The organism is Brevibacterium renqingii, from assembly GCF_017808105.1.
GTDB classification, from domain to species: domain Bacteria; phylum Actinomycetota; class Actinomycetes; order Actinomycetales; family Brevibacteriaceae; genus Brevibacterium; species Brevibacterium renqingii.
Window position 1 is genome coordinate 142,086 of the sequence record NZ_JADBHF010000007.1, and the last position, 25,890, is coordinate 167,975.

Sequence of the window (25,890 nt, forward strand, 5' to 3'; positions counted from 1 at the left end):
TCGCTCGTTCCTTTCGGCTCCGCCGAACAGTCCAGGTACTCTTGAAGCATGGTATCGCGCACCACTGTCATGACACTGCCCATCGCCGCCGCTCTCGCCCTCGCGGGCTGTTCGGGGGCCGAGGGAGGCCAGACCGAGTCGACCCCGCAGACCGAGCAGACCACCTCGACGGCGGCAGCGCCTGCGGAGTCGTCGACCGCCTCGACCCCGGCCTCGGCAGAGGCCACAGGCCAGGACCCCGACACCTCGAACGATGTCGGGGATCTGCCCGGATACGTCAAGCCCTACCCGGACTCCAAGGTCCTCTCAGCCTCGATCGTCAAGGCCCACAACGACAAGGACACGAAAAAGCCCGAGCAGGTCAGCCTCGTCGTCGAGACGAAGGCAGAGGCGAAGAACATCTTCGCGTTCTACGAGAAAGAGCTCGGCAAAGCCGGCTTCGAACCGCTCGGCGACGAGGTGAAGACGAAGAGCGCGCGGGTGGTGAATTTCCGGCACAAGGACAATGACAGCGTTCTGGTCGTCACGATCGCCGATGACGGTGCCGGCAAGGACCAATCGATCGTGACCATCGGCGGAAACATCGTTCCATGACCTCTTATCGCCCCATGACGCCCGGCGGACCTCAGGAACCGCACCCTCGGGCGGGCACACCAGCGCGAGTCGACGATCTCGACACCCCGCAGTCCATCGCCGCCGAGGTCTCCGCTGAGCTCGAGGGCTTCCTGGCGGAGAAAGCCGCCGAGTTCGAGTCCATCTCCCCCGATGCGGCCGCGATCGGTCAGTCGCTCATCGCGTTCACACGCGGCGGCAAGCGGATTCGCCCCGTCCTCCTGTGGTGGGGCTTTCAGCTGGCCGGCGGGACGGTCGGGAAGGATGCCGACCTCCGTACGGGGCTGGCGCAGGCCGCGGGATCGCTCGAGCTGCTGCATGCCGCGGCGCTCATCCACGACGATGTCATCGACAATTCGGACACGCGCCGCGGTCAGCCCTCCCTGCATCGCCAGTTCGAGGCCCGCCACGAGCAGTTCGACCTGCGCGGCGACGGCGCATCGTTCGGCGTCTCCTCCTCCATCGTCATCGGCGACATCTGCCTGGCGCTGAGCGAGGAGCTGTTCGAACGGTCCGAGGAGACGCTGGGCCGGACCCCGCTCACCCGCCGGCTGCGAGCCACCGTCCGTCGCGATGTGATGGTCGGCCAATACCTCGATGTGCTCGCCGAGGTGATCGACCTCGACGACGCCCGCATCGCCGACCGGGCGTGGGAGGTGCTGAGCTTCAAGTCCGCGAAGTACTCGGTCGAGCAGCCGCTCCTCCTCGGCGCGGCCTTGGCCGGGGCCGACGAGGATGTGCTCGCAGAGATCTCCGCCTTCGGTCTCCCCCTCGGTCAGGCCTTCCAGCTGCGCGACGATGTGCTCGGCATCGCCGGCGACCCGGAGGCCACCGGTAAACCCGCGGGCGATGACATCCGCGAGGGCAAGCGAACAGTGCTCATCGCCGAGACCGCGGCCCGGATCCCGGCCGAACAGCGATCTGTCCTGGCCGCGCGTCTGGGCGACCAGGACCTCTCCGCCGCCGAGGTGGCCGAATGCGTGGAGATGATCACCGAGTCCGGAGGTCTGGCAGCGGTCGAGTCATTCATCGCGGACAAGCACGCGCAGGCTCAGGGGCTCGTCGACGCCTGGGCAGCCGCCGAATCGGGCCGCATCCGCATCCGCGGCTCGGCGCAGGACCGGCTCAGGGAGTTCGCGACGGGGCTGAGCTACCGCACGAGCTGAGACCGCCTCCGGAGGGGTTCGGATCGGAAGCAGTCTCGGCCGGATATCGCTCAGGATGGCGCGCGGCTCAGAACCGGGTGAGACTCAGAATCGGGCGCGGTTCAGAACTGGCTCAGAATAATGTGCGGCTCAGAATGCGAGGGCCTGAGCGCGACGCCGGACTTCCTTGCGGTTGCCCACCCGGAGCAGATCGATGGGCCGGCCCGGCAGGGAGTCATCGGGGGTGAAGAGCCACACGATCGCTTCCTCGTCGTCGAAACCTGCGTCGTGCAGAGTGTTCAGCGTGCCCTTGAGCGGTTTGACGACCTCGCCGTCGATGAAGAAGGCCAACGGCACCTGCAGAACCTTCGGCTTGCCGATCTTGATTCCGCAGATGGCGCCGTCTTCGAGCAGTCTGCGCACCTGGGAGATGCTCAGCCCGGTCAGCTCGGCGATATCGGGAAGCGGGGCCCAGTCCTGGACGAGTTCTTCGGTATTCACGCCCTCAAGCCTAGCAATATTTGCCAGAAACACCCCGCCATGCGGAGCCGAATGCTCGGGTCGGCGGCGGCCACTCGTTAGGCTGGGGATCGTAGCTTCCCCACTCGACATGAAGTCAACAGGTGACAGATGACACGACCGCGACGGAATAAGCAGATGCCCATCACCGCCGCTCCTGACATCCGTGCCGCCTCGAAGGTGAATTCGACCGGTCCGATCCCAGGAGCCGATCGCGCCGACCCCGAATCCGATCAGCGCGGCGATGCCGCCGACACTGCCACCGACGAATCCGCGACCTCTCCCGCCGAGGCGACCCCGTCCGCGGATGCCTCCGCCGACGAATCGGCGACCTCCCCCACCGAGGCGGGGCCCACCGCCGATCCGAGCGCCGAGGACTCGAAGGCCGCACCCCAGGGCTCGTCCGCCTCGGCGGCCGCACCCGAGACCGCCGCCGGGCCGCAGTGGACTTCAGGCACGGCCGGTGCGACCGTGCCCGTCACGCACGGCGGCCGGACCTACAAAGCCAAACAGGGTGACACCCTCTACGGTGTCGCGAGCAAGCACGGGGTCTCCGTTCCGGCCCTGGCCGAACTCAATCGGATCTCACCGCGCCAGAACCTCCACCAGGGCCAGGTGCTCTCGCTGCCGGAGAAGAACGATCTGCCCGATGAGGACCCGTCCCACGTCGTCGCCCCCGGTGAGACCCTGCAGGGCATCGCCGCCCGGCACGGCATCTCGCCGTCGACCCTGCGTCGGGCCAATGCCATGGGCGAGGAGTCCTTCCTCAAGGTCGGCGAGCTGCTTCTGCTGCGCCCCTCGACGGCCCGCCCTCGCCGCACGGCGCCCGAACCGCCGCGCGACATCCCCCGAGTGGCCGCCAGCGCCCAGGTCGAAGGCATCCGCCCGGCGGTCCTCCACGCGGCGCGGCTGAACAAGTACACCCTGCTCCACCGCCGGCATCCGGCCCCGGCACAGGCCCGGCTCATCGTGGCCTCCATCGCCGAGGAGCTCGGCGCCGACCCCGCACTCATGCAGGCTGTGGCGGCTCAGGAATCGGGATTCCAGCACACGACTGTCTCGGCCGGCAATGCCATCGGCATCATGCAGGTGACTCCGCGGTCGGGCCGCTGGGCCAGCGACATCGTCGGTCGCGGTCTCGATCTGCTCGACATCGGCGACAACATCATCGCCGGAACCGTCATCCTCGGGTGGCTCATCGAGACCGCCGAGTCCGAGAACGAGGCTCTGGCGGGCTACTACCAGGACCTGCGCTCGGTCCGCACGGACGGGCTGCTGCCCGAGACGAAGGCCTTCGTGCGCGCCGTGCAGCTGCAGCGTTCGCGTTTGCAGGAGGCGCTGTGACCGCCCGCCGAGATCCCCTCATCGGCACGGTCCTCAACGACCGTTACCGCATCGACGCCAAGGTCGCCCGCGGCGGCATGGCCATGGTCTATCGCGGCACCGATCTGCGCCTGGACCGCGAGATCGCGATCAAGGTCATGCACGAGCACCTCATCTCAGATGAGACCTTCGTCGAACGCTTCCGCCGCGAGGCCATCAATGCCGGTCGCCTCACCCACCCGAACCTCGTGGCCATCCACGACCAGGCCCGTGACGGCGACATCGTCTACCTCGTCATGGAGTACCTGCCCTCGGTGACGCTGCGCCGCGAGCTCAAACATCGCGGCACCTTCACCCCGCGGCAGGCCATCGTCGTCCTCGACGCGATCCTCGCCGCCTTGGAGGCTGTGCACTCCACCGGCATCATCCATCGGGATCTCAAGCCCGACAATGTGCTGCTGGGCACCGATGGCCAGGTGAAGCTCGCCGACTTCGGTCTCGCCCGGGCCGTGACGACGGCGACGACGACGAAGACTCTCATCGGCACCGTCGGGTATGTCGCTCCCGAGCTCGTCACCAGGGCCGGAGCCGACTCGCGGACCGATCTCTACACAGTCGGCATCATGTTCTACGAGATGCTCACCGGCGCTCAGCCCTATACCGACGATGTGCCGATCCAGGTCGCCTACCGACATGTCCACGATACGGTGCCGCCTCCTTCCGAGGTCGTCCCGCGTCTGAGTCCGCGCCTCGACGCGCTCGTGCTGTGGGCGACGTCGAAGGATCCGGAGGACCGCCCCGCCGACGCCGCTCAGTTCCGTCTGGCCCTGGCCGAGGCCCGCGCAGAGATGAGTGAGGCCGAACTGGACCTCGGCGATCCCGAAGTGGCTGCCGGGGACCACTCCCCCGTGCTCACCGCCAGCATCGATCTCGGCGAGGAGCTCCCGAAGGAGAAGCGCTCCCGCACCGACGAGATCCCGTATCTCGAAGGCGAAGAGGACGACGCCGAGGACGAGAGCGACGCCGCGAGCGGCAGCGCGGGCCCGGTTGCCGCCGGCGCCGGCGTCGCGGCCGCAGCGGCGGGCATCGGCGGCGTCACCGCCGCGGTGACCTCGAGTTCCGACGAGGATGCGGACCCCGAAGAGACCGAGGTGCCGGACGACGAGGGCGGCGACTCGTCGGACGGCGAAGACGCGAAGTCCTCCGACGACGAGAAGTCGGGCGAAGCCGCCGCCTCCGGTACCGCCGCCTCCGGCGCGGCTGCCTCTTCGAGTGAGCCAGCGAACAGCGAGTCACAGAATTCCGACGATTCGGACGATGAGGACAAGGCCGCGGTCGCGGCCGCCGCCGGCACAGCCTCGGCGGGGGTGCCTGCCAGTCGCCGTCGCCGTCGGATTCTGACCTCGGTCGTCGCGGCTGTGGCCGTGCTCGCGCTCATCGCCTGGCTGGTCATCGTCAACCTTCCCGCCCCGACATCCATCGTGCCCGGTGAACTCGCGGGGAAGCAGGTCGAGGCGGTCACCTCGCAGCTGCGGAAGAACGATCTCGAGGCCGAACCCAAGGAGGTCTTCGACGACACCGTGCCCGCGGGTGTGGTCATCGGCACCGAGCCTGTCAGCGGCTCCGAACTGGCCCCGGACTCGACCGTCACAGTGGTCGTGTCGAAGGGCGAGGAGAAGTTCGCCGTCCCCGAACTCGAGGGACTGAGCTCCGATGAGGCGAAGGCCGCACTGAAGAAGGCCCACCTCGCCGTCGGCAAGGTCGAGGAGAAGTACAGCGATACGGTCAAGGACGACGCCGTGATCTCGGCGTCGGAGAAGCCCGGGGCGAAGCTGTCGAAGGGCGAGAAGATCGACCTCGTCGTCTCCAAGGGCGTCGCGCCGATCCCCGTGCCCAATGTCGAGGGCCTGACCTTCGACGCCGCCTATGCGACTCTGGCCAAACGCGGCTTCCGGGTCGGCAAGGACGAAGTCTTCTCCGATGACGTGCCCAAGGGCAAGGTCGTCTCACAGTATCCGAGGAGCACCGAGGCCAAGCCTGCGAACTCGCTCATCATCGTCCGCGTCTCCAAAGGCAAGGAGAAGAAAGAGGAGGACTCCAAGGACTCCAAGGAGGACAAGAAGGACGAGAAGTCGAAGGACGACAAGAAAGACAGCTCGAAGGACGACAAGAAGGACAGTTCCAAGGACAAGAAGGACTGACCGGCAGAATCTCGACAGGCTTCTTCTCAGCACAGCAGAATGCCGGTGGCCCCGCAGTGCGACTGCGGGGCCACCGGCATTTTCAGTGTCCGGGTGCGCCGGTCCTCATACGTCCCTGGTCATTCCGTCTCCCGGAACGGCTCCGGGGAAGCCTCGAGCGCCTCAGTGCCGACGGGTGAGGTATTCGGCGACCTGGAAGGCCATCTCGAGCGACTGGTCGTGATTGAGACGGGGGTCGACGAGGGTCTCGTAGCGACGACGCAGGCCTTCGTCATCGATCTCCGTGGCTCCGCCCATGATCTCGGTGACATCGTCGCCGGTGAGCTCGATGTGCAGGCCGCCGGGAACGGTGCCCGCGTCGCGATGAGCGTTGAAGAAGCCTTCGACCTCAGCCATGACGTCTTCGAAGCGGCGCGTCTTGTAGCCGGTGTTCGAGGTGATCGTGTTCCCGTGCATCGGATCGCAGACCCAGGTCACATGCGGCAGCCGATCGCCGATGCCGGCGAGCAGTTCGGGCAGCGTCTCACCGATCTTGCCCGCGCCCATACGGGTGACGAAGGTGAGGCGACCAGGCTCGGCATCCGGGTCGAGCTTCTCGGCCAGTGCCATGGCGTCATCCGCTGTGGCCGTGGGGCCGAGCTTCACACCGATCGGGTTGCGCACCTTGGACAGGAAGTCCACATGCGCGCCGTCGATATCCCGGGTGCGCTCACCGATCCACAGGAAGTGTCCGGAGACGTCGTAGGCCTCACCCGTACGCGAATCGATGCGCGTCAGCGCCCGCTCGTACTCGAGCAGGAGAGCCTCGTGGGCGGCATAGAACTCGGTCGTCTTGAGCGCCTCGAAATCGGCTCCGCAGGCATCCATGAAGCGAATGGCGCGGTCGATCTCGGCAGCCGTCCGCTCGTAGCGCTGGTAGCCGGGGTTCGAGGCGAGGAAGCCGCGGTTCCAGTCGTGCACGAAGCGCAAGTCGGCGAATCCGCCCTGGGTGAAGGCGCGGATGAGATTGAGCGTCGACGCGGACACGTGGTAGGCCTTGAGCAGGCGCTCGGGATCGTGCCGACGGGATTCCTCGGTGAATTCGTAGCCGTTGACGATGTCCCCGCGGAACGAAGGCAGGATGACTCCCTCGCGAGTCTCCAGGTCGGCTGAACGGGGCTTGGCGAACTGACCGGCCATGCGGCCGATCTTCACCACCGGCATCGAGCCTCCGTAGGTGAGCACGGCCGCCATCTGCAGCACCGTCTGCACCCGGGCCCGGATCTTGTCCGCCTGCGCTCCCTCGAAGGACTCGGCGCAGTCGCCGCCCGCGAGGACGAAGGCCTCTCCGCGGGAGGCGGCGGCAATGCGCTTCTTGAGCACATCGGCCTCACCGGCGAACACCAGCGGAGGTGAGGTCCGCAGATCACCGAGCACCTCTTCGAGCGCAGCGCTGTCGAGATAGGTCGGCTGCTGCTTCGGATCCATCTCACGCCAGTCGTCGAGACCGCGGAGATTGTCATGGCCGGCAGCGGCGATTTCCCTGTTGGCTAGCACTGGATCGGTGTGGAGGCTCACTGTTTCACTTTCATGGGTTCTCTGTTCCGGTCTCGAAGTCCTCGGCAGACACATTGTCGAGGAAATCCCTGAACTGGGCGACTTCCTCTTCGTCGGCTTCAGGGGCTTCGATTCCGGACTCTTCGAGCAGTTGGGATTCGACGTAGACGGGGCACTCTGCAGTCAGTGCCAGCGTCACCGCGTCCGAGGGGCGCGCGGAGATCGATTTGCCGTCATTCGTGTGGAGCTCGGCCAGGAAGATCTGACCGTCCTTGCCGCTGATCGTCACGTCTTCGAGCTCGGCGTCGTACTTGGAGAGGACATCGAGCAGAAGGGCGTGCGCCATCGGACGCGGCGGGGTCAGCCCCCGCTGCGCGATCGACAGCGCATTGGCCTCGATCGCGCCGACCCAGATCGGCAGATAGCAGGCGGGTTCACTGGCCTTGAGCAGGAGAATAGGTTGGTTGGCAGGCATTTCGATGCGGACGCCGACAACCTCGACTTCGACTTTTGACATTATCCCCCGGTCAGGAGCGCGGACGCTGCTGGAAGATCATTCGGAACTTGCCGATCTGCACATCGGCTCCGTTCTGGAGTTCGATGGAATCGATGAGCTGACGGCCCACATAGGTTCCGTTCAGCGACCCCGTGTCCCGCAGCGTGAACCCGCTGGGCGTCCGGATGAACTCGGCATGCTTGCGGGATACGGTGACGTCGTCGAGGAAGATGTCCGCGTTCGGGCTGCGGCCCACGGTCACCACATCGGTGTCGAGCAGGATCTGCGAGCCCGAGTCGGGTCCGGAGACCACGACGAGGAGCGCATCGGCTTCCTGCAGACCGTCGAGGTCGGGAACCGGATGGATCTCACCGGTGTGCGGATCCAGGATCCCCTGGAACTGCTGACGGCCCGAATCGCTCATCTGATCCCGGCTTCCACCGCCCGGGCCGCCTTGCGGCTGACCGGACTGGGGCTGACTGCCCTGCGGCTGACCGTAGCCACCTGACTGGGGCTGGCCGCTCTGCTGCGGATAGCCGCCCGGCTGGGGCTGGCTGCCCTGAGGCTGGCCGTAATGACCGGCGCCGTTCGAACCGTACTGACCGGCACCGTTCGAACCGTACTGCGGCTGACCGCTCTGCTGCGGATAGCCGCCCGGCTGCGGCTGGCTGCCCTGAGGCTGGCCGTAATGGCCCGCACCGTTCGAACCGTACTGCGGCTGGCTCCCCTGGGGCTGACCATAGCCCTGCGGCTGGTGCTGTTGGCCCTGGCTGCCCGGCCCGTTGCCGGCATACGGCTGGTTGCCCGGCTGTGACGCACCATAGTTCTGGCCATTGCCGAACTGCGGTGCCTGTGGCGCATCGTCGGCAGGCTGCTGACCGTAGGGCGGAGTGCTGCCCTGCGGATTCTGATCGACCTGCGGGTTCATCCGCGTCGCCGACTCATCACTGCCGTTGCCGGCCCCGAAAGGGAACTTCTTCGACTGGGGAACCTGACCGTTGTCGTACCAGGACTGCGAGGGGGCCGGTCGATTCTGATCGTTATTCTGCGACATTATGCCTCCTCGCTCTGAATGAGCTCTTTGTACTGCTCGCTGTCCATCAGCGATTCGACCTGCCCGGGTTCGCTGAGTTCGACAAGATACATCCACCCGTCTTCGAAGGGGGACGAATTCACGGTCTCGGGCGCGTCGTCGAGCGAGTCGTTGACCTCGGTGATGGTCCCGGAGACGGGTGCGATGAGGTCGGAGACGCTCTTCGTGCTCTCGACTTCGCCGCAGGACTCCCCAGCGGTGATCGAATCGCCCACGGCAGGAAGGTCGACATAGACGACGTCACCCAGCTGCTCCTGGGCGAAATCAGTGATACCCACACGGACAACGGCGTCGTCCTCCGTGGTCGCAATCCACTCATGGTCGCGCGAGTACCGCAAAGACACTGGATAATCCAGATCTGCCATGTCGACTCCTCTTAGTTTGTCGGTGTACCAAGCATAGCCGCCTGGACCACTTTCATAACAATCACGAAACGGAAATGTTACCGACTCACCGAGGCAGGCCTGAGACAGTCTCGGTTCTTCGGTATCCACCTGGGATGATACCCGTTTTTCGGAGCTCACGGTATGCGGTTTTGGCACTTGGCCCCCGATCGGTATAAGCTGGTTCTCGTTGCCCACGAGGGAGTACGGTAACGGGCTATGGCGCAGCTTGGTAGCGCGCTTCACTGGGGGTGAAGAGGTCGTGGGTTCAAATCCCGCTAGCCCGACCATATCCGCCGCTCAACTTCCTTGAATTTAAGCGGAAGAATGCCCCGCCACACTTACTGTGTGGCGGGGCATTTTGTTTACCTCTCACAGGGCCTCTCACAAACCGCGAGAGCGTCAGCTCGCGTTCCGACGGCGAGCGCCGAGCGTACTGCCCGCCTGCCCGACTCCATCTGACCCAGCGTCCTTGAGGTAAGTGCCGATATGGACCTCGACGGTGTGCCCGAGAAACGCGGCGGCGTCGACGGGAGGCACCCCGAGGCGGTGCATGAGGAACGCGAGAGTGTGACGCACGCTGTGGAGGTGGATTACAGGCACCTTGGCCAACTTGCAGAGTGCACGGAAGTGATCCGAGTAGAGTTCGGGCCGGATCGGGTGCCCTAGCTCATCGACCACGAGATAGCCCGTGTCGGAGTAGGCCGCTCCCGCCTCCAGCTTCTCTCGACTCTGCCGAGTCTTGAGCTTCCGCAACAGGTCAAGCGTGCCCGGCTCGACCTCCTCGACCGGAACGGTGCGACGACGCTGAGGGCTTTTCGTCTCCCCCACAGCATCTCCGCTACCTTTGTCCGCGATCACGCGACCTTGTCGAATCGCCACGGTGCCCGTGTCGAGGTCCACGTCGGACCACCTCAGTCCCATCACGTCGGCACGGGTGAGTCCGCACAAGGTGAGTCGCCATGCCCCGGCGAGGCGCACAAGGTCGGCCTTGGCGCGGAACTTGTCGAGGTCGGCGCACACAGCCGCGCTCCCCCGGCCCGTCGTCTTCCAATGTTCCAGATCGACACCGATAACCTGCCGAGCCGTCGGCATGTCTACGACACGAGCAACGTTGCGCGTAATGATGTCGTCACGGATCGCGTAGTCGAGCGCCTGGGCGAGATGCTTGATCGCACCTCTAACTGTCGTCACAGCGTAGGGCTTGCCGTCCCGGCGGGCGATTTGCCCCGACAGGGCATCAGCCTTGAACTCGTCGACGTGCGACGGCCTGAGGTCACGGACGGGGATATCGCCGAGGGCGTCCGTAATCGGCTTGGCCCGATACAGGTAGTTCTCCGCCGTCGTCTTGCGGACGTTCGAGTGCGAGGCGACGAACTTCTCGACGAGCAACTTCACAGTGAGCGTCCGGGAATCCAACCCACCACGCTCAGACACTTCAGCGCGCACTTTAGCGACGAACTGGCGCGCCTCACTGAGACTGTCGAGAGTCTTGGTCGCTTGCTTGCGCTTGGCCGCGCCTCGGGGCGTGGCATCGACGACGACGCGGAAGCGAACGCCGCGTGCCGCCTCGACTCGACGGATCGGCTCATCCCACATCGGGCAATTGGGGCAGGTGTAGCCGACCACCTCATCGCCCTTGTGGATCGGCCCCCAGCCTTGTCGGCGGTTGCCTCAGGGCTCTCCGCACGAGGGACACGTCTTGAGAGCGTCGGCGGGGATTGCTCTGCGGCTACCCGTGCTCATGCCGCCACCTCCTCGGAGGTCAGACGAACTACTCCACCCCGTATGGGTAGAACGCCCTCAGCGATGAACTTGGCTGTTATACGCCGAATCTCGTCATCGTCGCGATGCTGACCGCAGCCGAGACGGTAGACGACGGCACTGTCGGCGATCCTGGTCAGCATGAGGCCCGTGGTGGTATCGACCCCACCGAGGCGGTCGACAGGAGCCTCCTCGCTGTAGATCACGCTCAGGTGCGGCTCTATGGCCTCGGCGAGAGTGAGATGGGTAGTCTGGTGCATGGCTGTTTCTCCGTTCTCAAATATGAGTTTCAGTCAGGCGGTCCCGGGTGTTCTTGGCGGAAGTCCGGGGCCGCTTTCTATTTCTCCGACCCGTCAGGGCCGGAAGCTCGTTTATTGCGCTGGATGGCGCTTTCTTCAAGGTGTCCCTCGTCTCGTAGGAAGCGCACCCATTTGTCGACGGTGTACTCAGTCACGCCGTAATGCTCTGAAAGGGCTTGGCGGCGAGGCGTGCGGGCGATCGTGCCGTCTGGTCGCCGTCTCGGACCGGCGTCACGATAGGCCTGCAAGAACTCGGCGACAGGCGTTCTGCCGTCGGGCATGAGGTCGGGCTGCTCCGCCTCGTCGAGAGCATCATCGAGCCGGAAACCCTCATCTAAATGTTGTTCGACCTGCCTCATGTAGGAATAGGCCACTGCTCGGATTTCGGTAAGGGGCACTCCTCGAAGATGAGACTGCTTTACGTTATCGGCATGCACCGTGAGTGAGGTGATCCTCTCGCCGTCTCCGAGCGTGACCGTCCATCGGCCTCCTCTGCCGTCCTCGACTTCAACCCAGGTTTCTCGGTGTGAGTGATTATCTTGCCTTTCGTTGGCGGGGCGGTCTGGACCGCTTCTCGCTCTCCAAGTTGGATTGCGTTTCGTCATGTCTACAAGATTATAGGTTGGTGTCTGCAATTACAACCTTCTAAAGTGAAAGTCGTCGGCAGACATCAGATGAAACAAGCAAAAGCTGGAAATTGGAGGAAGACATGACCGCAGTTGTCGAGTCCCCAACATTGGAGAGAGTAATGAAAGTGTCCGAGGTAGCCGCTCATCTTGAGTGCATCAATGACACCGTGTATCGCGTCATAGCCGAGGGTGCGCTCCGGGCCATCCGAGTGGGGCGACTCCTACGCGTGCCCGAGTCCGCCCTCGCAGAGTTCATCGCCGGGGCCGCACGATGATGAGTCAGGATGAGCACCGTCGCAGACTCCGTCGTGCGGACATGATCGCCGCCGCCGAAGCTCGACAGCGGGAGCGGCAACAGGTCGAAGCCCAACGACGACAAGCTGAGGAGCAAGCCCGGCAAGTCGAAAAAGCTCGACGGGACGAGAAAGAGCGTCGATCGGCCACCCCGACACACTCGACCGACGAGATCGCGGCGGCATTCGCCGACTGGGAGCGACGCGTGTCGAGAGGCGGGTCGCTTGCCTCTCAACACTTCTGAGCGATCAAGATCCAGATCGCACATGCCGCTGGCGCGAGGGCCGGGCAGTCCTACAAGGGCCGCTCGGCCCTCCGCATTTCAGAAAGGACTCACATGATGATTCGAAAAAGCGAAGTGCCCCCGACTACACCGAGGGCACTTCTCACATGGGCATCGAGATCGCGCTCGACGGAACCAAGGGCGAAACTGCCGGTGACGGCTGTACCGAGAGTGAAGCCTGATCTTGGCTCAATTTTTCTCCCCACCGCTGATCGGAGGGGCGATGCCAACACTACCTCGCGCTGAAAACTCCGCAAGTTTCGTAACGCTCGACGACCTGGTCGGCGAGCTTGATGAAAGCCTGACCTCATCAGCGGCACTCAACGCGGCGACGGCGGTAGAGGCAGGCGTGCCAGTAGTGGCCCTGGTGCCTAGTGGCAAGCAACCCACCCACGCTCTCGGGTTGGGATCAAGGTCCCAACCGTTCAGCCGCGCCGAGCAGGTGCTCGACTATGAGGTAGAGGTCCTGCGGACGATGGGGCAACGACCGAACTGGGGCCTCCTCTGTGGTCGTGGCCTGGCAGTGCTCGATTTCGACGGCCCCGAGGGTCGAGCGTGGCTCGACGAGTTGGCCGCAAGGCATGCCGAGGTCTCTGTCTGGGCACGCTCGACCCTCAAAGTAACGACCGGACGCCCCGACGGAGGCGTGCACCTATACGGAGCCGTGCCCGAGGGCGTGGACCTGCTCACGGCTTCTGGTGCGGTCGCCCCGCATGTCGATGTCCGAGGCGCTGGCTTCTACGTCGTCGGCCCAGGGTGTCGTCATGTCTCGGGAGCCTTCTACCGCATTACTACCGACCTGGGCTATCACCGCGCCGCCGCAGAGAAGGACGCGGGCGCTGTGCGTGACCTTTTCCCTGTAGTGGAGGACGAGGGTGTGACGATGCTCAGTGCGCTCACAGTGCCGGAGGTGCTTCTCGACCTCATGAGCCGCCCCGAGGACACTTCTCAGGGGCAGAGATATGGGCGGCATACCTTGAGTGCGACAACAGCCGACCTCAGGCCCGGAACGACTGTTCCGAGCGCCTACGTCGGAAGGGCTGTCGAGGGCGTGCTCGCCGAGCTGCACGAGCTTGGCAAGCTCGGCAAAGATCAGCGCAATGATCGCGGGCACGGCTGGGACACCGGCGCATTCGCGGCGGCAGTGCGCCTGGTCGAGCTGAGCAATGCCGACCCTGAAGGGTACCCGCTCGACGACGTGCGCGAGCAGTATCTCGCGGCGTGTCCTCAAGATCGACGGTTCGGCTCTAGGCAAGTCGAGCACAAGTGGGCGAGCGCCGTCGAGAGGGTCGGCGAGCGCCCCGCCGAGATCACAGGAACAGGCACTGAGGAGATCGAGAGCGTGACGACCACGGCTGAGGCAGAGATCGTTCCCGAGGTCGCCGAGGCGACGGTGCGTGAGCCTGTCAATTGCTCTGCGGAAGCTGGACGCGCGAGCACTCCAGCCGAGGAAGTGCGAAAGGCTTATCCTCTGGCGAACTTGGCTGCGCTTGTTGACCCTGACCGCCCCGAGCGTGCATGGGCGTGGCATGGAGTGGTCCCCGAAGGCGAGCAGGTCTCGATCATCGCCCCTGCGGGCGAAGGAAAGAGCTTGCTGGTGCAAGCGCTCGCAGTGGCGCTGGCCATGGAGCGGCCCGATTTCATCGGTCGGCAGCTCACGTTCGCTCGGTCTGCTCGCGTGCTCATCGTCGACATGGAGAACAGCGATGACGACCACGCCGAGAGGCTTACCGACCTTGGCGTGACACCAGAGAATGTCGAGAGAGTCTCTGAACGCCTGCTGTTACTCTCAATGCCTCGTCTGCGCGGTTTGGACACCGACAAGGGAGCTGAGCAACTGCGAGCGATCCTCGACGCATACGGCATCGGACGCGGCGACCTTCTCATCCTGGACTCGACTCAGCGTGTGACCGAGGGCGAGGAAAACAGTTCTGACACGATGAGGCGGCTGTACAACCTCACCAGTGCTGAGCTGAAGCGGCGCGGGCTGACCGTGATCCGCACCGACAATACTGGCTGGGCGGGCGACCGTGCACGCGGATCAAGCGGCAAGCGTGACGACGTGGGTGGGAGCTGGACCCTCAAGAGAGATGAGCGTGAGCGCGAGGTGTTCTCTCTCGTCAATACCAAGCAGCGATCCAAAGGCGACGGGTCCACCCTCACCTTTCGGCGGTCGCTCGACGAGACGGGCCGTCTGGCGTTCATTCCCGAGCGCAGCACATTCGGAGCCGTCACCCAAGACATCCGCGACTTGCTCGACCGGCTCGACGTACCAACCGACGCAGGCGCTCGCCATGCCCGCGATGTCGTCATGCGCGAGAAGAAACGCGCCGAGGAGATGGGCGAGGAATTCCCCTCGGGCGTGACAGGTCGCCTCGTCGAGAAGGTACAGCGCGAGCGCGGCCTCATCATCGAAACAGTCGAAGCGGGGGAAGCCGAGGAGGTCGAAGGGTGGTAATACAAATAGAAATAGAACGTTTGTTCCCCGCGCACGAGAATGCAAATAGTGACCCGAATCAGACCAGGCTTGCGCGGGGCATTCTGGCCGCGCGTCGATATGCGCGGGTTTGCGCGGGTCACTGCGTTGGGCCTCTTCTGCCACTTTTTCTAGCGGATCGTAGCCGCGCAATGGTCTGCGCGGGTTCTGCGCGGCCTCGGCACGGAGGCATCCTTCCGGGGGTGCCCGCGCACCCGCGCGCACCCTTTAGGGTGCGCGGGCGCGCGACCCCCTGGAGCCTGGGCGCGAGCGGGGTGTTTGAACAGATGAAATCACCCGCTCATTGGCCTGATACGCGAAGCCAACTGAAGAGCTTCAGCCCACCGCCCGGGGCAGGGAACTCCACCCCTGATCAGAGCGCCACGCCACCATTACTGTCCTCGCGCGTGCGCGAGTCCATCATTCCGAGGAGATCACAATGAGCGCCAAGACACCTGAGTCAGTTGTGAGCACTGCACCGGCCACTCCCCCACCAATGACGCAAGACCACGACCTGGGCGAGAAGTCGACATCTGTCCTTGCCAACCTTGTCCGCAGGGCGACCGAGTTCGCCTCGACAGTCGCGCGGCCTGCTCCACGCACCTGCGGTCGCGTGCACAGATCACACAGGGCGCTCGCACGGTGCCGGTGGCCGCGCGCCGAGTGGGTGATGGGCGACGGACCGCACGCCGTCCTGAGCCACTGCGGGCGTGGCCTCACGGTCGCTCTGTACGTCACCGAGGCGGACGCGACGAAGGCGAGGGCATGGCTGAACTCATCCCGCTGCGGGCACGCCTGCAACGGGACTGGCTGGCATGAGCTGGTGAGTCTGCCTGCTCGACCTGCCGAGGCAGGCGCGAGGAGGTGTGAGGCATGAGCACCAAGTACCGCAAGAGTGCCCCACTTCCCGAGTGGAGAAGTGGGTCTAACGACTCGCCTACCCTCTCACCTGGAGCGATGACCGGATCACCTATCGGCTTCTCACAGGAGTCCTCACAGGTTCGCGGGAATGAGGCCGAAGCGGCCCCGTCGACCCACGTCCCGAAGCGCTCGAAGCTGTTCGATCTGGTCGACACGGCGAAGAACACGCCCTGCCCGATCTGCCGGTCGAAGCGAGGTAGCTGGTGCCGAGGCAACCTCGGCTATCCCACTCGCATCTTTGACGACTGCTACCTCCACGTCATGAGGCTAGAGGCGGCGATCCTGGCCGACGACAACCGGAGGTCGGGACAGTCGACCGTCGTGTCGGCAGTGGCCTCGGCAGGCGCTCCACCGACAGCACAGGAGCACGCGCCGGACGATGACGACGAGCAGAGCGGAGACGACCGCGATGGATAACCGCAGACGCTCCCATGCCGCCCTCGCGCCGCTCCTCGCGGCTATGGCCGAGGAGCGCCCCGCCTGCGAAGGTGACGAGCGGTTCATCGACGACCGCATCAGGCAGGGCGGCGGTCTCAGGGACCACATCGACATGAGGCAGACCTGCCGATCCTGCCCACTGCTGGAGCTGTGCCAGGAGTTCGCCACCACGGCCAGACCTGAGGCGGGATTCTGGGCGGGCAAGTGGCGCGGTGGGGAGCCTCGACCACTGAGACGCAACGGCGGTGACCCGCTGTGATCCCGCGCCCTCGGCCCTCGTCCTCGTCGTCACCCCCGGCGCTCCACCCCCACATCGACACCATCTCGACCGTGCCACCCCTGACCAAGTGGTGGCGAAGAATCACAACGAAAGGCCCCAATATGTATTACGAAACCAACCCCTACGCTCCCGAGTTCAGCCCCACCGTCGACCTGGCCGACGCCTGGCTCGGCTGCCGCGTCTGCGGAGTAGCGACCGCCCCGACCGTCCAGCACGGGCAGGACACCATCACCTCTCTCGGTCGGGAGTACCGGGGCGGGTCGCCGTCACTGCGAAGGAAAGCGGCACAGGAGTTCGAGACCATCATGACAAGGTGCTCGACCTGCGAGGGCCTCCGAGAGCAGGCCGTGGCGGTCAACGCGGAGCACCCCGAGGGCCGAGGTCGCCTCATCTCCGACGTGATAGCGAACACCGCCGTCGAGCGTGCGCTCGCCGTCGCCGCCGTGGCCGAGCACGACCTCAAGCTGACCTCGGCCCGACGGGTCCGCCTGGCAATTCGCTACCTCACACCCGAGGCCCTCGGCCTGGTGTGGGAGAGCAGGTTCGCTCCCGTCGCTGAGGCCGAGGCCGACCCGAGCACCGGCGCGGCCCTGCCATGGTCACACGTGCCCGAGGAGGGGCGTGCTCGCGCCCGGCAAGCGGTGGCCGCGTTCCTCCGCGCCCTGACCGAGCGCCCCCAACCGACCCCAGCGCCCACTGGTGGCGGGTGCTACCTCTGCGGGGTCGCCTCGGTCGAGGCCCTCCCCTCGCGGGCATCGTCGGCGTGGACCGAGGCGAGGGTCTCACCATCCTCGCTCGGCGGCACCTCGACCGCACACCGGCGCGTGTCGGTGTGCCGGACGTGCGCCGATGCCGCTGAGGCGTACGGGGCCTACGGGCAGTCGATGATGGAGCGCCTTGTGTTGGAGGCGGCAGGCATCTCGCGCAAGCTCGGCATCGAGAACGTGCGCCTCGATCCTCCAGCCTGGGGCGTGATGAACATCGAACCGAACTCGACCCCCTGGGCGCACATCGACCTCGCAGACCTGCGGGAGAAGTTCGAGACCGGGAGGGTCGGGCGATGAGCGAAAGCACGCCGACGAGGGGCCTGGGCCTCAATATCCACAGGACTCTCCACAGGTTCGACTTGCTGGCCGGGCCTGACCATCTGACCGAGAAAGGACCGCATCGTGGCTGGTAGAAAAAAGAAGAAGGGCCTGACCGCCGCCGAGGTCGCCAAGCTCCCGCCCGAGCAGTGGCCTTCGTGGTACCGCCCCGCTAAAGGAGCAGGACGCGGCTCACCGAAACACCCGGACTACGCCGAGAACAACGTCGTGAGTCTTCAGAGCGGCTACCGCTCGCCGAGGGTCTACAGCGCCGTGAGCGCCGCCCTCGTGGCGGGCATCGTCGAGGACAGGCCCGACCTGCGGAGCTATCCCGAGGCCCTGGCGGCATGGGCGGATGCTGAGGCGAGGGCGGCGCTCCTGCGTCGTCACCTGGACGAGATCGGCATCATTGACGACGACGGACAGCCTCGCACCTCGCTGGTGAACATGCTCCGCTGGTTCGAGAAGAGCGCTACCGCTGCCCGTGACCGCCTCGGGCTGGACCCTCGATCTGAGGCAGAGCTGTCCTTGCTCAGGGCGAAAGCTGTCCGTGAGGGCACTAGCCCTGCTGTCGACCTCGACGCGCTCGTCGCGCAGGGACGGGCGGTGCTCGACGCTGGACCCGACCCCGTGATCGCGGCACTCCATCGGGTGAAGGCCGATGGCACCCTCTCCGGCCTCCGGCCCCACACCGCTCCCGAGGAGGACGACCGATGAGCAGGACACCGACCACCGCCGCGCTCGACCTCCTCGCTGCTCTTCCCCTGGAGAACGGCGCGAGGTGGGGCGAAATGGCGCACCCGTTTCAACTGGCCGATGCTCGCGCTGTGCTCGACTCCGAGGGGCCTCGGCGACATTTCCTCCTCCGAGGACGCGGCATGTCCAAGACGACCGACATCGCCGGTATTACTTTGTCGCTACTCCTCACCGAGGCCCCCGCGAACTCGACCTCACTGGTCTACGCCTCAGACGCGGATCAGGCCGAGCTGACCATGGAGGCGCTGAGCGGCTTCGTCGACCGCGCCGGACTCCGGTCGAGGGCGAGGGTCCTCGGCAGGACGGTCGAGAACACCGCGACAGGTGCCACCCTGACCGTCGAGACCTCGGACGGGGCCTCAGCATTCGGTAAACGACCATGGCTCCAAATCGTCGACGAGCTGGCAGTCTGGCCGAACACGCCGAACCACCGAACACTGTGGTCAGCCATCACCTCGGCAGTGCCGAAGGTGCCAGGGTCTCGGCTCATCATCATCACGACGGCGGGGTCACCGACTGGCATCGGGGCGAAGAGGTGGCAGAAGGCCCTGACCTCGCCCGCCTGGCACACCTCGCTCCACCCTGGCCCCTCACCCTGGTGGAATGAGGAGGACATCGCCGAAGTGAAAGACGACCTCACCCCCTCAGAATGGCGACGGCTGATCCTCTGCGAATGGTCCGAGGGCGACGACGCGCTAACCTCGCCTGCCGACATCGAGGCGGTCATCCGTCCCGGCGACCCGGTGTTCGCTCCCGACCCTCGCCGTGAGTATGTCGCCGCGCTCGACGTAGGTACGCGACGCGACCTCACGGCGCTCGCGGTCGGTCACGCCGAGGAGCGTGCAGCGGGCCGCGTGTTCATCATCGACAAGGTGATGAGCTGGAGACCCTCGGACAGCGGGGGTCGAGTCGACCTCGGCGAGGTCGAGGCTGCCTCGCTGCGCGTCTGTCGTGAGTACGGAGCCAAGCTCCGCTTCGACCGGATGCAGGCGGAGCAATTGACGACGAACCTCCAGAGACAAGGTGTGCGGACCGAGGAGTTCGTGTTCTCCTCGGCGGGCGCGAATCGCCTCGCACGGTCGCTATGGGGCGCACTCCGCGACCGCTCGCTGAGCCTGCCTGACGATGACGAGACTCGGGAGGAGTTCATGAGCGCCTGCATGGTCGAAACTGACCCCTCGACAGTGAAGCTCCAGAACCCTCCAGGAACTCACGACGACCTCGTGGTCGCTGTCGGCATGATCGTCGCCGACCTCTCTCAGCGGCCCGCCGCGCTCATGGGCGGGATCAGCGTCCCCGGCAGAAGCGTCGCTCCCTCCGACGAACACCGACTCCCGACCCCACATCGCTCGGGAGAGGCTCGACGAGCCGTCACTCCGACCGGAGGGATACCACCACAGGCCAAGAGGCTGACAAGCGCACCGAGACGGGTCTATGCGGTGGCGGGAATGTCTCGCCCGTATGGCTACGAAACTGGGCGGCGGCGGTCGTAGGGGTCGGCTCCTGGCACGGTCCATAGTGGAGTGACGACCTCTTCGTCGGCGAAGGTGCCGTGAACGGCGGTTTCGTCGTTTGATGCGTCCGGGCGGCACATCCCGGCATATGCCGTGACCGACTCATCGTCGGGCAGCTCGGTAATCGACATACCCTTATCGAGTTTCTTCCCCTGCCAGTCGTCAAAGACGTTCGGGGCATCGACGAGGACCGGATCGTAGGAACCACGAACCCCGTCTTTGTAGTAGACGCCTGCGATGTCGAGACTATCGCTTGGATTGACCGTCGAGCCGGTGTTGTTGGCAATGGTCAGTTTGAACACGGCGACCGGATCGCCTGCGGCGCAGTTGCTCGCGGTCCCGTGCTCGCTGAACTTCGTCTCTCCGAGGTAGTCGACGGTCAGCTCCATGCCGGACGGGAAAGTTGCTGTCTTGCCAAAGTCGAAATAGCCGGTGCCATCGTCCTTATAGGAGGTGGCACCTGATGCAGTAGCAGGCGGGTCGGCCTCAGTCTGCACGTAATCGCCGTCGGCATCTTGAGTCCCGTGAGCCTGCGGACTCGCCTCCGCGACTTGTGACTCCGTGTGTGAGTCGTCCGTCGCCGATGTGCACGCCGAAAGGGTTAGAAATCCCAGTGCGGTAGCAGTGGCTGTGATTCGCTTCATGGAGTCTCCGTCCTATTTGTCGAGGTCCGGGTTGACCATGCCCGCGTCCCTAAGGTCCCAAATATCAATCAATGCGCTGTTGTCGAAATCGATCTTCTCGACAGTGTCTCGTGTGTATCGAACGCTGAACAGGTAGGAGTTGTCCTTGTTGCCGTACTTGTCGACGGTCGGGCCGCTACCCATCACAACGATGCTCTTGTAGTCGGGGTACTTCGCCTTTGCGGCCTGGAGCGCCGCGATGGTGTCTTGTTTCGCGCCGGTGGCCACCAGTCCGGTAGTGAAATTGTCGTCAATCTCGAACTGGACTGTGACCTCGCCTTGGTAGTAGTCGAAGTCGAATTTGTCATCGTCTGTCGACTTCGACTCGGACTCCGACTCCTTCTCTTTGGAGCTTTCGTCCTTGGCCTTCTTGTCCTCCTCGTCGACCTTCTCCTCATTCTCGGCGTTCTTGTCCTCCTCGGCCTTCTCAGCCTTCTTTTCCTCTGCTGACTCCTGATCGTCGTCGATCTTGGACACTGTGAGGGTGACGGCATCACCCGGCTCGGCTTCTGCACCGGCCTTGGGGGACGTGCTCTCAACCTTCCAGTTGGATTTCAGAATCACCGAACGATCCTCATCGCTCTCGTCGACAAAGTCCGCTTTCAGATCGAGGTCGTCGAGCTCGTCTTTGGCTTCGTCTCCAGCCTTTCCGACGAGATCGGGCACCGTTACCGGCTCTGCCTCCTCGGTAGAGCTGGCCTCGACAGTTTCCGGCGCGTCCTCGGTCTGGCCGAACACCCCGGTAGCGGAGAGCACGACCAGCGCAGCCAGCGTCCAGACCCACCACCTCTTATAGAACGGTTTCGAGGCTCGGCGCTGCCTCGGGCGCGCCTGTGGTGCTTCTCCAGTGGGGCGGTCAGTCATTCGGGCTCCATCGCTTCTGTAGTTCACTACATCTATACCACCATTGTGCTACTTATAAGTCTGTAGACCAAAAAGTAGCACCGGTAGACGCTTGGTCGAGTGGAAGGTGAGTTGCAGCGCGTCGTGGGTGAGAACCTCCGACGCCATCGGTTACGGCTCGGGCTGAGTCAAGAGGCATTTGCCGAGCGCCTCGGAGTACATCGCACCTACATGGGTGGCGTTGAACGCGGCGAGCGCAACCTCACGCTTCAGACCGTCGAGCGGCTGGCAGAGACGATAGGGGTGCAGCCTCTCTCGCTACTCACCGGGCCTGCCGACTGCCACTAATTGCCGCCAGGTCGCTGCGCCCATACCCGATAGCATCATTCGCAATTTGAGACACATCTTCAAACGCCAAGGGCTTGAAGTGGTTAGTTTGAATTCTCCAAGGGATAGCTTTGGGGCGCAACGTTGACTTCTGGGAGCTTACCGTTATAAATCTGTGCAGTGTATTGCGCGATGTGCCATTGAACGGATTGGTCGGAACACATGAAGCCTCTGCTCTCAAGTTCCTGTTGCAGACTTACATGTATCTCTGCGGGATTTTTGCTGTCTCGACGTTGATAGACCAACTTAATCGCCTTTTCTAGCGTCACCTGTTTTGCGAAAGCGGCTATCTCATCCAAGAACATAACGTACTCGTATGGTCCGACGGTCTCGAATGTGGCACGAGAGCCGTCGAGAGACTGGTCGAGGCAAACGTCGCGAGTGTAGGCAGGGCTTTTCGGCTCCTCGCCTTTGAAATACCAACTATCGCCATGGGCGGCGGCGTTTCTGAAATGCCGTGCGAACTGAGTGAGCGGCCTTTCTGATCTGTTTAGGTCATGTCGAATTAGTAGGTTGCCGATTTTGGTCGCTCCGAGGAGCATCGGCCCGGCGAGTAGGTCCTTTTGTACGTCTGCGCTTGGTAGCTCTCGCACGTACTCGAAAGCTTGCAGAGCAGAGAAGCGGACTCCCTCATCTGTATCCTGCTTCATCAGGTCCACAGGTATATCAGCGTCGCGAGGAGCGCCCGTCAATTCGCGATGCCACTCCAAGATCGGCGCGCCAGGGTGGAGCATCGCCACGAGGGAAAGATTCTGAGTGATGAAAAGCGTCTTCAGTGAGTTTGCCGCCTCAGCAATGTCCATGTCGCGCTTGGGTTTCTGAGCCATCCGCTCAGTCTATGTCGACCTCTCACAAACCTCTCACAGAAGGCACGGAATGAGGCAGGAAGAGACACAACAAGAAAGGTCAGCAGTCCGAGAGAACCGCATGAAATAAGGGCAGACGGCACAAGCCACTGCGCCTAGTCTTCACTGGGGGTGAAGAGGTCGTGGGTTCAAATCCCGCTAGCCCGACTTTGTGAAGTGCCGCGACATCGGGTCTATTTGTCTCTCACCAGCCTTCGGACAGTGCCTCTGGAGCGCCGACTTCAGCTCTCGGCGGCGCGAGCCGGGTCGAGTCGATGGGCGAACACCGTCGTCAGCACGCCGACGAGCACGAGGAGGCCGATGCCCCAGCGCAGGCCCGCCTCGGCGGCGATGATCCCGACCAACGGACTGGTGCCGAGGTAGCCCACCCGCATCAGCCAATTCACGAGCGTCACTCCCCCGGCTCGCCCGATCCCGGGCAGCTGCGCGGCCGCCCCCAGGGCGCCGGGCACCAGAGTCGCCGAACCGAATCCGAGAGCGCCCATGCCGAGGAGCAGCACCACCGGCTCCTGAGCGAGGGCCGCTCCGATGCCGCCGAGGGCGATGAGTCCGCCGCCGATGCGTCCGATGCGGTCGGCCCCGAATCGCGTCACCAACAGGTCCCCGCTGAATCGGCCCAGACACTGGCTGCCGATGACGATGCTGAAGGCGATCCCCGCCGAGGCGGCCGGAACGTCGGCGAGCTGCGCGGCCGCCAGGCCCGCCCAGTTGTTCGCGATGTCCTCGACAGCTGCACCGCAGATCGCGACGATTGCCAGTGGCAGGGCCGCTGCCAGAACCGCTCGCTTCGAGCGACCCGTGGCCGATGCTCCATTGCGATCGGGAACGACCGCAGAGGCCTCCCGGGAATCATCTGCCTCGTCCGACACCGCTGCGCCCGACGCCGCCGAGCCCGAATCGTCCGGATCCGAATCGGCCACTCGCCTCGCCGAGGCGGCATCGCCGATGAGCCGCCGACCGAGCACCGTCACGAGCACGGCGATCACCGCGACCACTGCGAGCCACAGGCGCATATCCACGCCGGAGGTCGCGGCCAGTGTGGCGGCCGCTCCACTCAGCAGACCGCCCAGGCTCCACAGCGCGTGCATCGAGGAGAGGATCGTGCGCTTCAGACGCTCCTGGACGGCGATTCCGACGACGTTCTGGGCGACGTCGACGATCGCATCACAGCAGCCCAGCAGGAGCAGGCAGACCGCCATCATGAGTCCGTTGACTGACCAGGCGGTCGCGGCTGCGGCCAAGCCGAGCAGCGCCGTCCCGCCGATGACGACGCGATGCGCTCCGAAGCGGGCGATGAGCGCGGCCGGAAGCGCAGAGGACAGCAGCGAACCTGCCGCGAAGCAGGCGACGACGAGTCCGAAGTGCCAGGAGCTGAGGTCGAGCCGGTCCACGAGCAGCGGGTACCACGGCAGAATGCCCGCGAGGACCGAGCCGTTCCCGGCAAACCACAGGCCGACTCCGGCGACGGATCGGGGACCGGAGCCGCGTGCGCCGATCAGCGCCGCCTCGGCAGCTGATCAGTGATGCGATCTTGGATGTGCGTCGGCATTCAGGCGGCCTTCGAAACTGCGGCGGCGCGCAGGTCGCGGCCGGCCTGGCCGAGGATGAGCAGCCCGACGAGCACGCCCAACAGGCTCAGCCACAGGCTCTCTGTCATGAAGATGAGCACCATCGAGGCGAGGATGGGCGCGAGACGACGGAGGGCCCACCACACATAGCCGCCGAAGCTCGGCATGGCCACGTCTGCGGAGTCCGCGACGGACTTGACCATGAAGTTCGGTCCGTTGCCTATGTAGGTGATCGCCCCGCCCATGACGGCGCCGAGGGACACCGCGATGAGCAGCGGCTCGGCGACGCCGGCTACCCGCGGTTCGCCGGGGATCTGAGCGGCCATCTCGAAGAAGGTGACATAGGTCGGCGCATTGTCGAGCACCGAGGACAGCCCGCCGGTGAAGACGAACAGCGAGATCTCGTCCAACGGGATCTTGTGCGCGACCTGGCTGAGGTACTGCAGCGCCGGCATCATCGCCAGGAAGATGCCGATGAAGAGTGCGCCGACCTCGAGGATCGGCGTCCAGGTGAACTTGTTGAGGTTGAATCTCGCGCCCCGGTCGCCGATGAGGAACGATGTGAGTGCCGAGCCGAGCATGACGAGCTCGCGCCAGGGCACATAGTCGGCGAATGTCGCGTGCCCGGCTTCGACCGCATGCGTGTCGACCGAGGGGATGAAGGCGACGGCGAGGATGATGATCGCCAGGAAGACCAGGCCGCTGGCCCCGCGCAGACCGAGCTTGGTCACATACTCGGCGTCCTTGGCCAGCGCCTCCTCCGGCTCTCGGGCGTACATCTTCGTGTCCAGGGCGAAGTAGCTGATGAGCAGCAGCACATTGACGAACAGCCAGTACGGCCACAGCCCGAAGGTCCATTCGAAGGGCACACCGCGCAGCATTCCCAGGAACAGCGGCGGATCGCCCAGAGGCGTGAGCAGCCCGCCGCAGTTCGCGACGATGAAGATCGTGTAGATGACCGTGTGGGTTCGGTGCCTGCGATCCTGGTTCGTATTGAGGATCGGCCGGATGAGCAGCATTGCCGCGCCCGTGGTGCCGATGAAGGAGGCCAGGACGCCGCCGACGGCGAGGAAGATCGTGTTGTTCTTCGGTGTCGCTTTGATGTCGCCGACGAGGAAGATGCCGCCCGAAGCCACGAACAGGCTGCCGATGAGGACGATGAATTGGAAGTACTCGAGCAGCGCGTGGACGACGGTGCCGCTCTCACCCCCGAGGAGGAACCACACCGCAATCGGCACGCCGAGGACGAGGGCGACGATGAGTTTGACGAGGTTGCGGTCCCAGATCTTCTCTGTGGCCGGGATCAGCGGGAGCACCGCGATGCACCCGAGCAGCAGCACGAACGGGATGATGCTCCACCAGGCCACGACCATCCGAACTCTCCTTCTCACGCTGTCGACGAGTGCCCTCGCCATGTCGACGCTGACAGCTTCCCACTCTACTGAATTCCGGCACCGATTCTGATCACCGGAGATGCGGGAAATGAAGCAGCCGCG

25 protein-coding genes and 1 tRNA gene are annotated in these 25,890 nt (G+C 64.7%); 13 read left to right on the top strand and 13 right to left on the bottom strand.

Translation table 11 applies throughout. The features are described 5' to 3' along the window. The first annotated feature begins 48 nt into the window (after positions 1-48). Complete coding sequence (locus tag IHE57_RS09045) at positions 49-594, top strand: hypothetical protein (protein ID WP_253720096.1); 546 nt, start codon at positions 49-51, stop codon at positions 592-594. Beyond that, on the top strand, positions 591-1,778 hold the full coding sequence (locus IHE57_RS09050) for a polyprenyl synthetase family protein (RefSeq protein WP_209372554.1): 1,188 nt from the start codon (positions 591-593) through the stop codon (positions 1,776-1,778). The genes IHE57_RS09045 and IHE57_RS09050 overlap by 4 nt, the downstream gene beginning before the upstream one ends. 129 nt (positions 1,779-1,907) lie before the next feature. On the opposite strand, the gene IHE57_RS09055 is transcribed toward IHE57_RS09050, so the two are convergent. Further along, a complete protein-coding gene (locus IHE57_RS09055; protein ID WP_209324673.1) occupies positions 1,908-2,258 on the bottom strand; it encodes an Rv2175c family DNA-binding protein in 351 nt (116 codons plus the stop codon). Positions 2,259-2,414: 156 nt separating this feature from the next. On the opposite strand from IHE57_RS09055, the gene IHE57_RS09060 reads away from it, so the two are divergent. Together IHE57_RS09060 and IHE57_RS16705 are read left to right on the top strand one after the other, a co-directional pair. After that, positions 2,415-3,620 (top strand): lytic transglycosylase, encoded by a 1,206-nt coding sequence (locus IHE57_RS09060; RefSeq protein WP_253720098.1) that lies wholly within the window; start codon positions 2,415-2,417, stop codon positions 3,618-3,620. Continuing rightward, positions 3,617-5,800, top strand: coding sequence for a protein kinase domain-containing protein (locus IHE57_RS16705; protein ID WP_209372558.1), 2,184 nt, complete (start codon positions 3,617-3,619; stop codon positions 5,798-5,800). The genes IHE57_RS09060 and IHE57_RS16705 overlap by 4 nt, the downstream gene beginning before the upstream one ends. A 162-nt stretch (positions 5,801-5,962) precedes the next feature. On the opposite strand, the gene IHE57_RS09070 is transcribed toward IHE57_RS16705, so the two are convergent. The 4 genes from IHE57_RS09070 to gcvH are packed head-to-tail and all read right to left on the bottom strand — an operon-like array spanning position 5,963 to position 9,290. After that, positions 5,963-7,357 carry a class II 3-deoxy-7-phosphoheptulonate synthase gene (locus tag IHE57_RS09070; protein ID WP_436627485.1) on the bottom strand — a complete coding sequence of 465 codons (1,395 nt, stop codon included), beginning with the start codon at positions 7,355-7,357 and terminating at the stop codon, positions 5,963-5,965. Positions 7,358-7,367: 10 nt separating this feature from the next. Next, positions 7,368-7,853, bottom strand: a complete 486-nt coding sequence (locus IHE57_RS09075) for a bifunctional nuclease family protein (protein ID WP_209372562.1) — start codon at positions 7,851-7,853, stop codon at positions 7,368-7,370. A gap of 10 nt (positions 7,854-7,863) precedes the next feature. Continuing rightward, positions 7,864-8,886 (bottom strand): FHA domain-containing protein, encoded by a 1,023-nt coding sequence (locus IHE57_RS16710; protein WP_209372564.1) that lies wholly within the window; start codon positions 8,884-8,886, stop codon positions 7,864-7,866. Beyond that, positions 8,886-9,290: a glycine cleavage system protein GcvH gene (gcvH, locus tag IHE57_RS09085; protein WP_209372566.1), complete on the bottom strand. Its 405-nt coding sequence runs from the start codon at positions 9,288-9,290 to the stop codon at positions 8,886-8,888. Before gcvH ends, IHE57_RS16710 begins: the two co-directional genes overlap by 1 nt. Before the next feature lie 231 nt (positions 9,291-9,521). On the opposite strand from gcvH, the gene IHE57_RS09090 reads away from it, so the two are divergent. Then, a tRNA-Pro gene (locus IHE57_RS09090) sits at positions 9,522-9,598 on the top strand. A gap of 112 nt (positions 9,599-9,710) precedes the next feature. Here IHE57_RS09090 and IHE57_RS16715 read toward each other — a convergent pair. The 3 genes from IHE57_RS16715 to IHE57_RS09105 form a co-directional block, all read right to left on the bottom strand. Then, a complete protein-coding gene (locus IHE57_RS16715) occupies positions 9,711-10,937 on the bottom strand; it encodes a tyrosine-type recombinase/integrase (protein ID WP_209372568.1) in 1,227 nt (408 codons plus the stop codon). Positions 10,938-11,050: 113 nt separating this feature from the next. Continuing rightward, a complete protein-coding gene (locus tag IHE57_RS09100) occupies positions 11,051-11,332 on the bottom strand; it encodes a hypothetical protein (RefSeq protein WP_209372570.1) in 282 nt (93 codons plus the stop codon). 77 nt (positions 11,333-11,409) lie between these two features. Beyond that, positions 11,410-11,976 carry a hypothetical protein gene (locus IHE57_RS09105; protein ID WP_209372571.1) on the bottom strand — a complete coding sequence of 189 codons (567 nt, stop codon included), beginning with the start codon at positions 11,974-11,976 and terminating at the stop codon, positions 11,410-11,412. A gap of 143 nt (positions 11,977-12,119) precedes the next feature. Here IHE57_RS09105 and IHE57_RS09110 point away from each other — a divergent pair, with 143 nt between their 5' ends. The 7 genes from IHE57_RS09110 (at position 12,120) to IHE57_RS09140 (ending at position 20,026) form a co-directional block, all read left to right on the top strand. Beyond that, positions 12,120-12,275, top strand: a complete 156-nt coding sequence (locus IHE57_RS09110) for an excisionase family DNA-binding protein (protein WP_209372694.1) — start codon at positions 12,120-12,122, stop codon at positions 12,273-12,275. 525 nt (positions 12,276-12,800) lie between these two features. Beyond that, positions 12,801-15,035, top strand: a complete 2,235-nt coding sequence (locus tag IHE57_RS09115; protein WP_209372573.1) for a bifunctional DNA primase/polymerase — start codon at positions 12,801-12,803, stop codon at positions 15,033-15,035. 975 nt (positions 15,036-16,010) lie between these two features. Further along, positions 16,011-16,391 (top strand): hypothetical protein, encoded by a 381-nt coding sequence (locus tag IHE57_RS09120; protein ID WP_209372576.1) that lies wholly within the window; start codon positions 16,011-16,013, stop codon positions 16,389-16,391. Beyond that, the gene (locus IHE57_RS09125) at positions 16,384-16,671 is read left to right on the top strand and encodes a WhiB family transcriptional regulator (protein WP_209372577.1); all 288 of its coding nucleotides are present in this window, start codon (positions 16,384-16,386) and stop codon (positions 16,669-16,671) included. The genes IHE57_RS09120 and IHE57_RS09125 overlap by 8 nt, the downstream gene beginning before the upstream one ends. Positions 16,672-16,793: 122 nt before the next feature. Further along, on the top strand, positions 16,794-17,756 hold the full coding sequence (locus IHE57_RS09130) for a hypothetical protein (RefSeq protein WP_209372579.1): 963 nt from the start codon (positions 16,794-16,796) through the stop codon (positions 17,754-17,756). 105 nt (positions 17,757-17,861) lie between these two features. Beyond that, the gene (locus IHE57_RS09135) at positions 17,862-18,494 is read left to right on the top strand and encodes a hypothetical protein (protein ID WP_209372581.1); all 633 of its coding nucleotides are present in this window, start codon (positions 17,862-17,864) and stop codon (positions 18,492-18,494) included. After that, positions 18,491-20,026 carry a terminase large subunit domain-containing protein gene (locus IHE57_RS09140; RefSeq protein ID WP_209372589.1) on the top strand — a complete coding sequence of 512 codons (1,536 nt, stop codon included), beginning with the start codon at positions 18,491-18,493 and terminating at the stop codon, positions 20,024-20,026. Before IHE57_RS09135 ends, IHE57_RS09140 begins: the two co-directional genes overlap by 4 nt. On the opposite strand, the gene IHE57_RS09145 is transcribed toward IHE57_RS09140, so the two are convergent. Further along, complete coding sequence (locus IHE57_RS09145; protein WP_209372592.1) at positions 19,999-20,691, bottom strand: hypothetical protein; 693 nt, start codon at positions 20,689-20,691, stop codon at positions 19,999-20,001. The two genes, IHE57_RS09140 and IHE57_RS09145, sit on opposite strands and share 28 nt — an antisense overlap. A gap of 12 nt (positions 20,692-20,703) precedes the next feature. Then, on the bottom strand, positions 20,704-21,594 hold the full coding sequence (locus tag IHE57_RS09150; RefSeq protein WP_209372594.1) for a PASTA domain-containing protein: 891 nt from the start codon (positions 21,592-21,594) through the stop codon (positions 20,704-20,706). Positions 21,595-21,717: 123 nt separating this feature from the next. Between IHE57_RS09150 and IHE57_RS09155 the strand changes: the two genes are divergently transcribed. Beyond that, positions 21,718-21,921, top strand: coding sequence for a helix-turn-helix domain-containing protein (locus tag IHE57_RS09155; RefSeq protein WP_366933917.1), 204 nt, complete (start codon positions 21,718-21,720; stop codon positions 21,919-21,921). Between the two features lie 83 nt (positions 21,922-22,004). On the opposite strand, the gene IHE57_RS09160 is transcribed toward IHE57_RS09155, so the two are convergent. The 3 genes from IHE57_RS09160 to IHE57_RS09170 form a co-directional block, all read right to left on the bottom strand. Beyond that, a complete protein-coding gene (locus IHE57_RS09160) occupies positions 22,005-22,787 on the bottom strand; it encodes a hypothetical protein (RefSeq protein ID WP_209372598.1) in 783 nt (260 codons plus the stop codon). Between the two features lie 260 nt (positions 22,788-23,047). Beyond that, on the bottom strand, positions 23,048-24,325 hold the full coding sequence (locus tag IHE57_RS09165) for an MFS transporter (protein ID WP_209372696.1): 1,278 nt from the start codon (positions 24,323-24,325) through the stop codon (positions 23,048-23,050). Between the two features lie 50 nt (positions 24,326-24,375). Continuing rightward, entirely contained in the window at positions 24,376-25,767 is a 1,392-nt protein-coding gene (locus IHE57_RS09170) for a sodium:proton antiporter (RefSeq protein ID WP_209372600.1), read from the bottom strand. Positions 25,768-25,890: the final 123 nt, after the last annotated feature.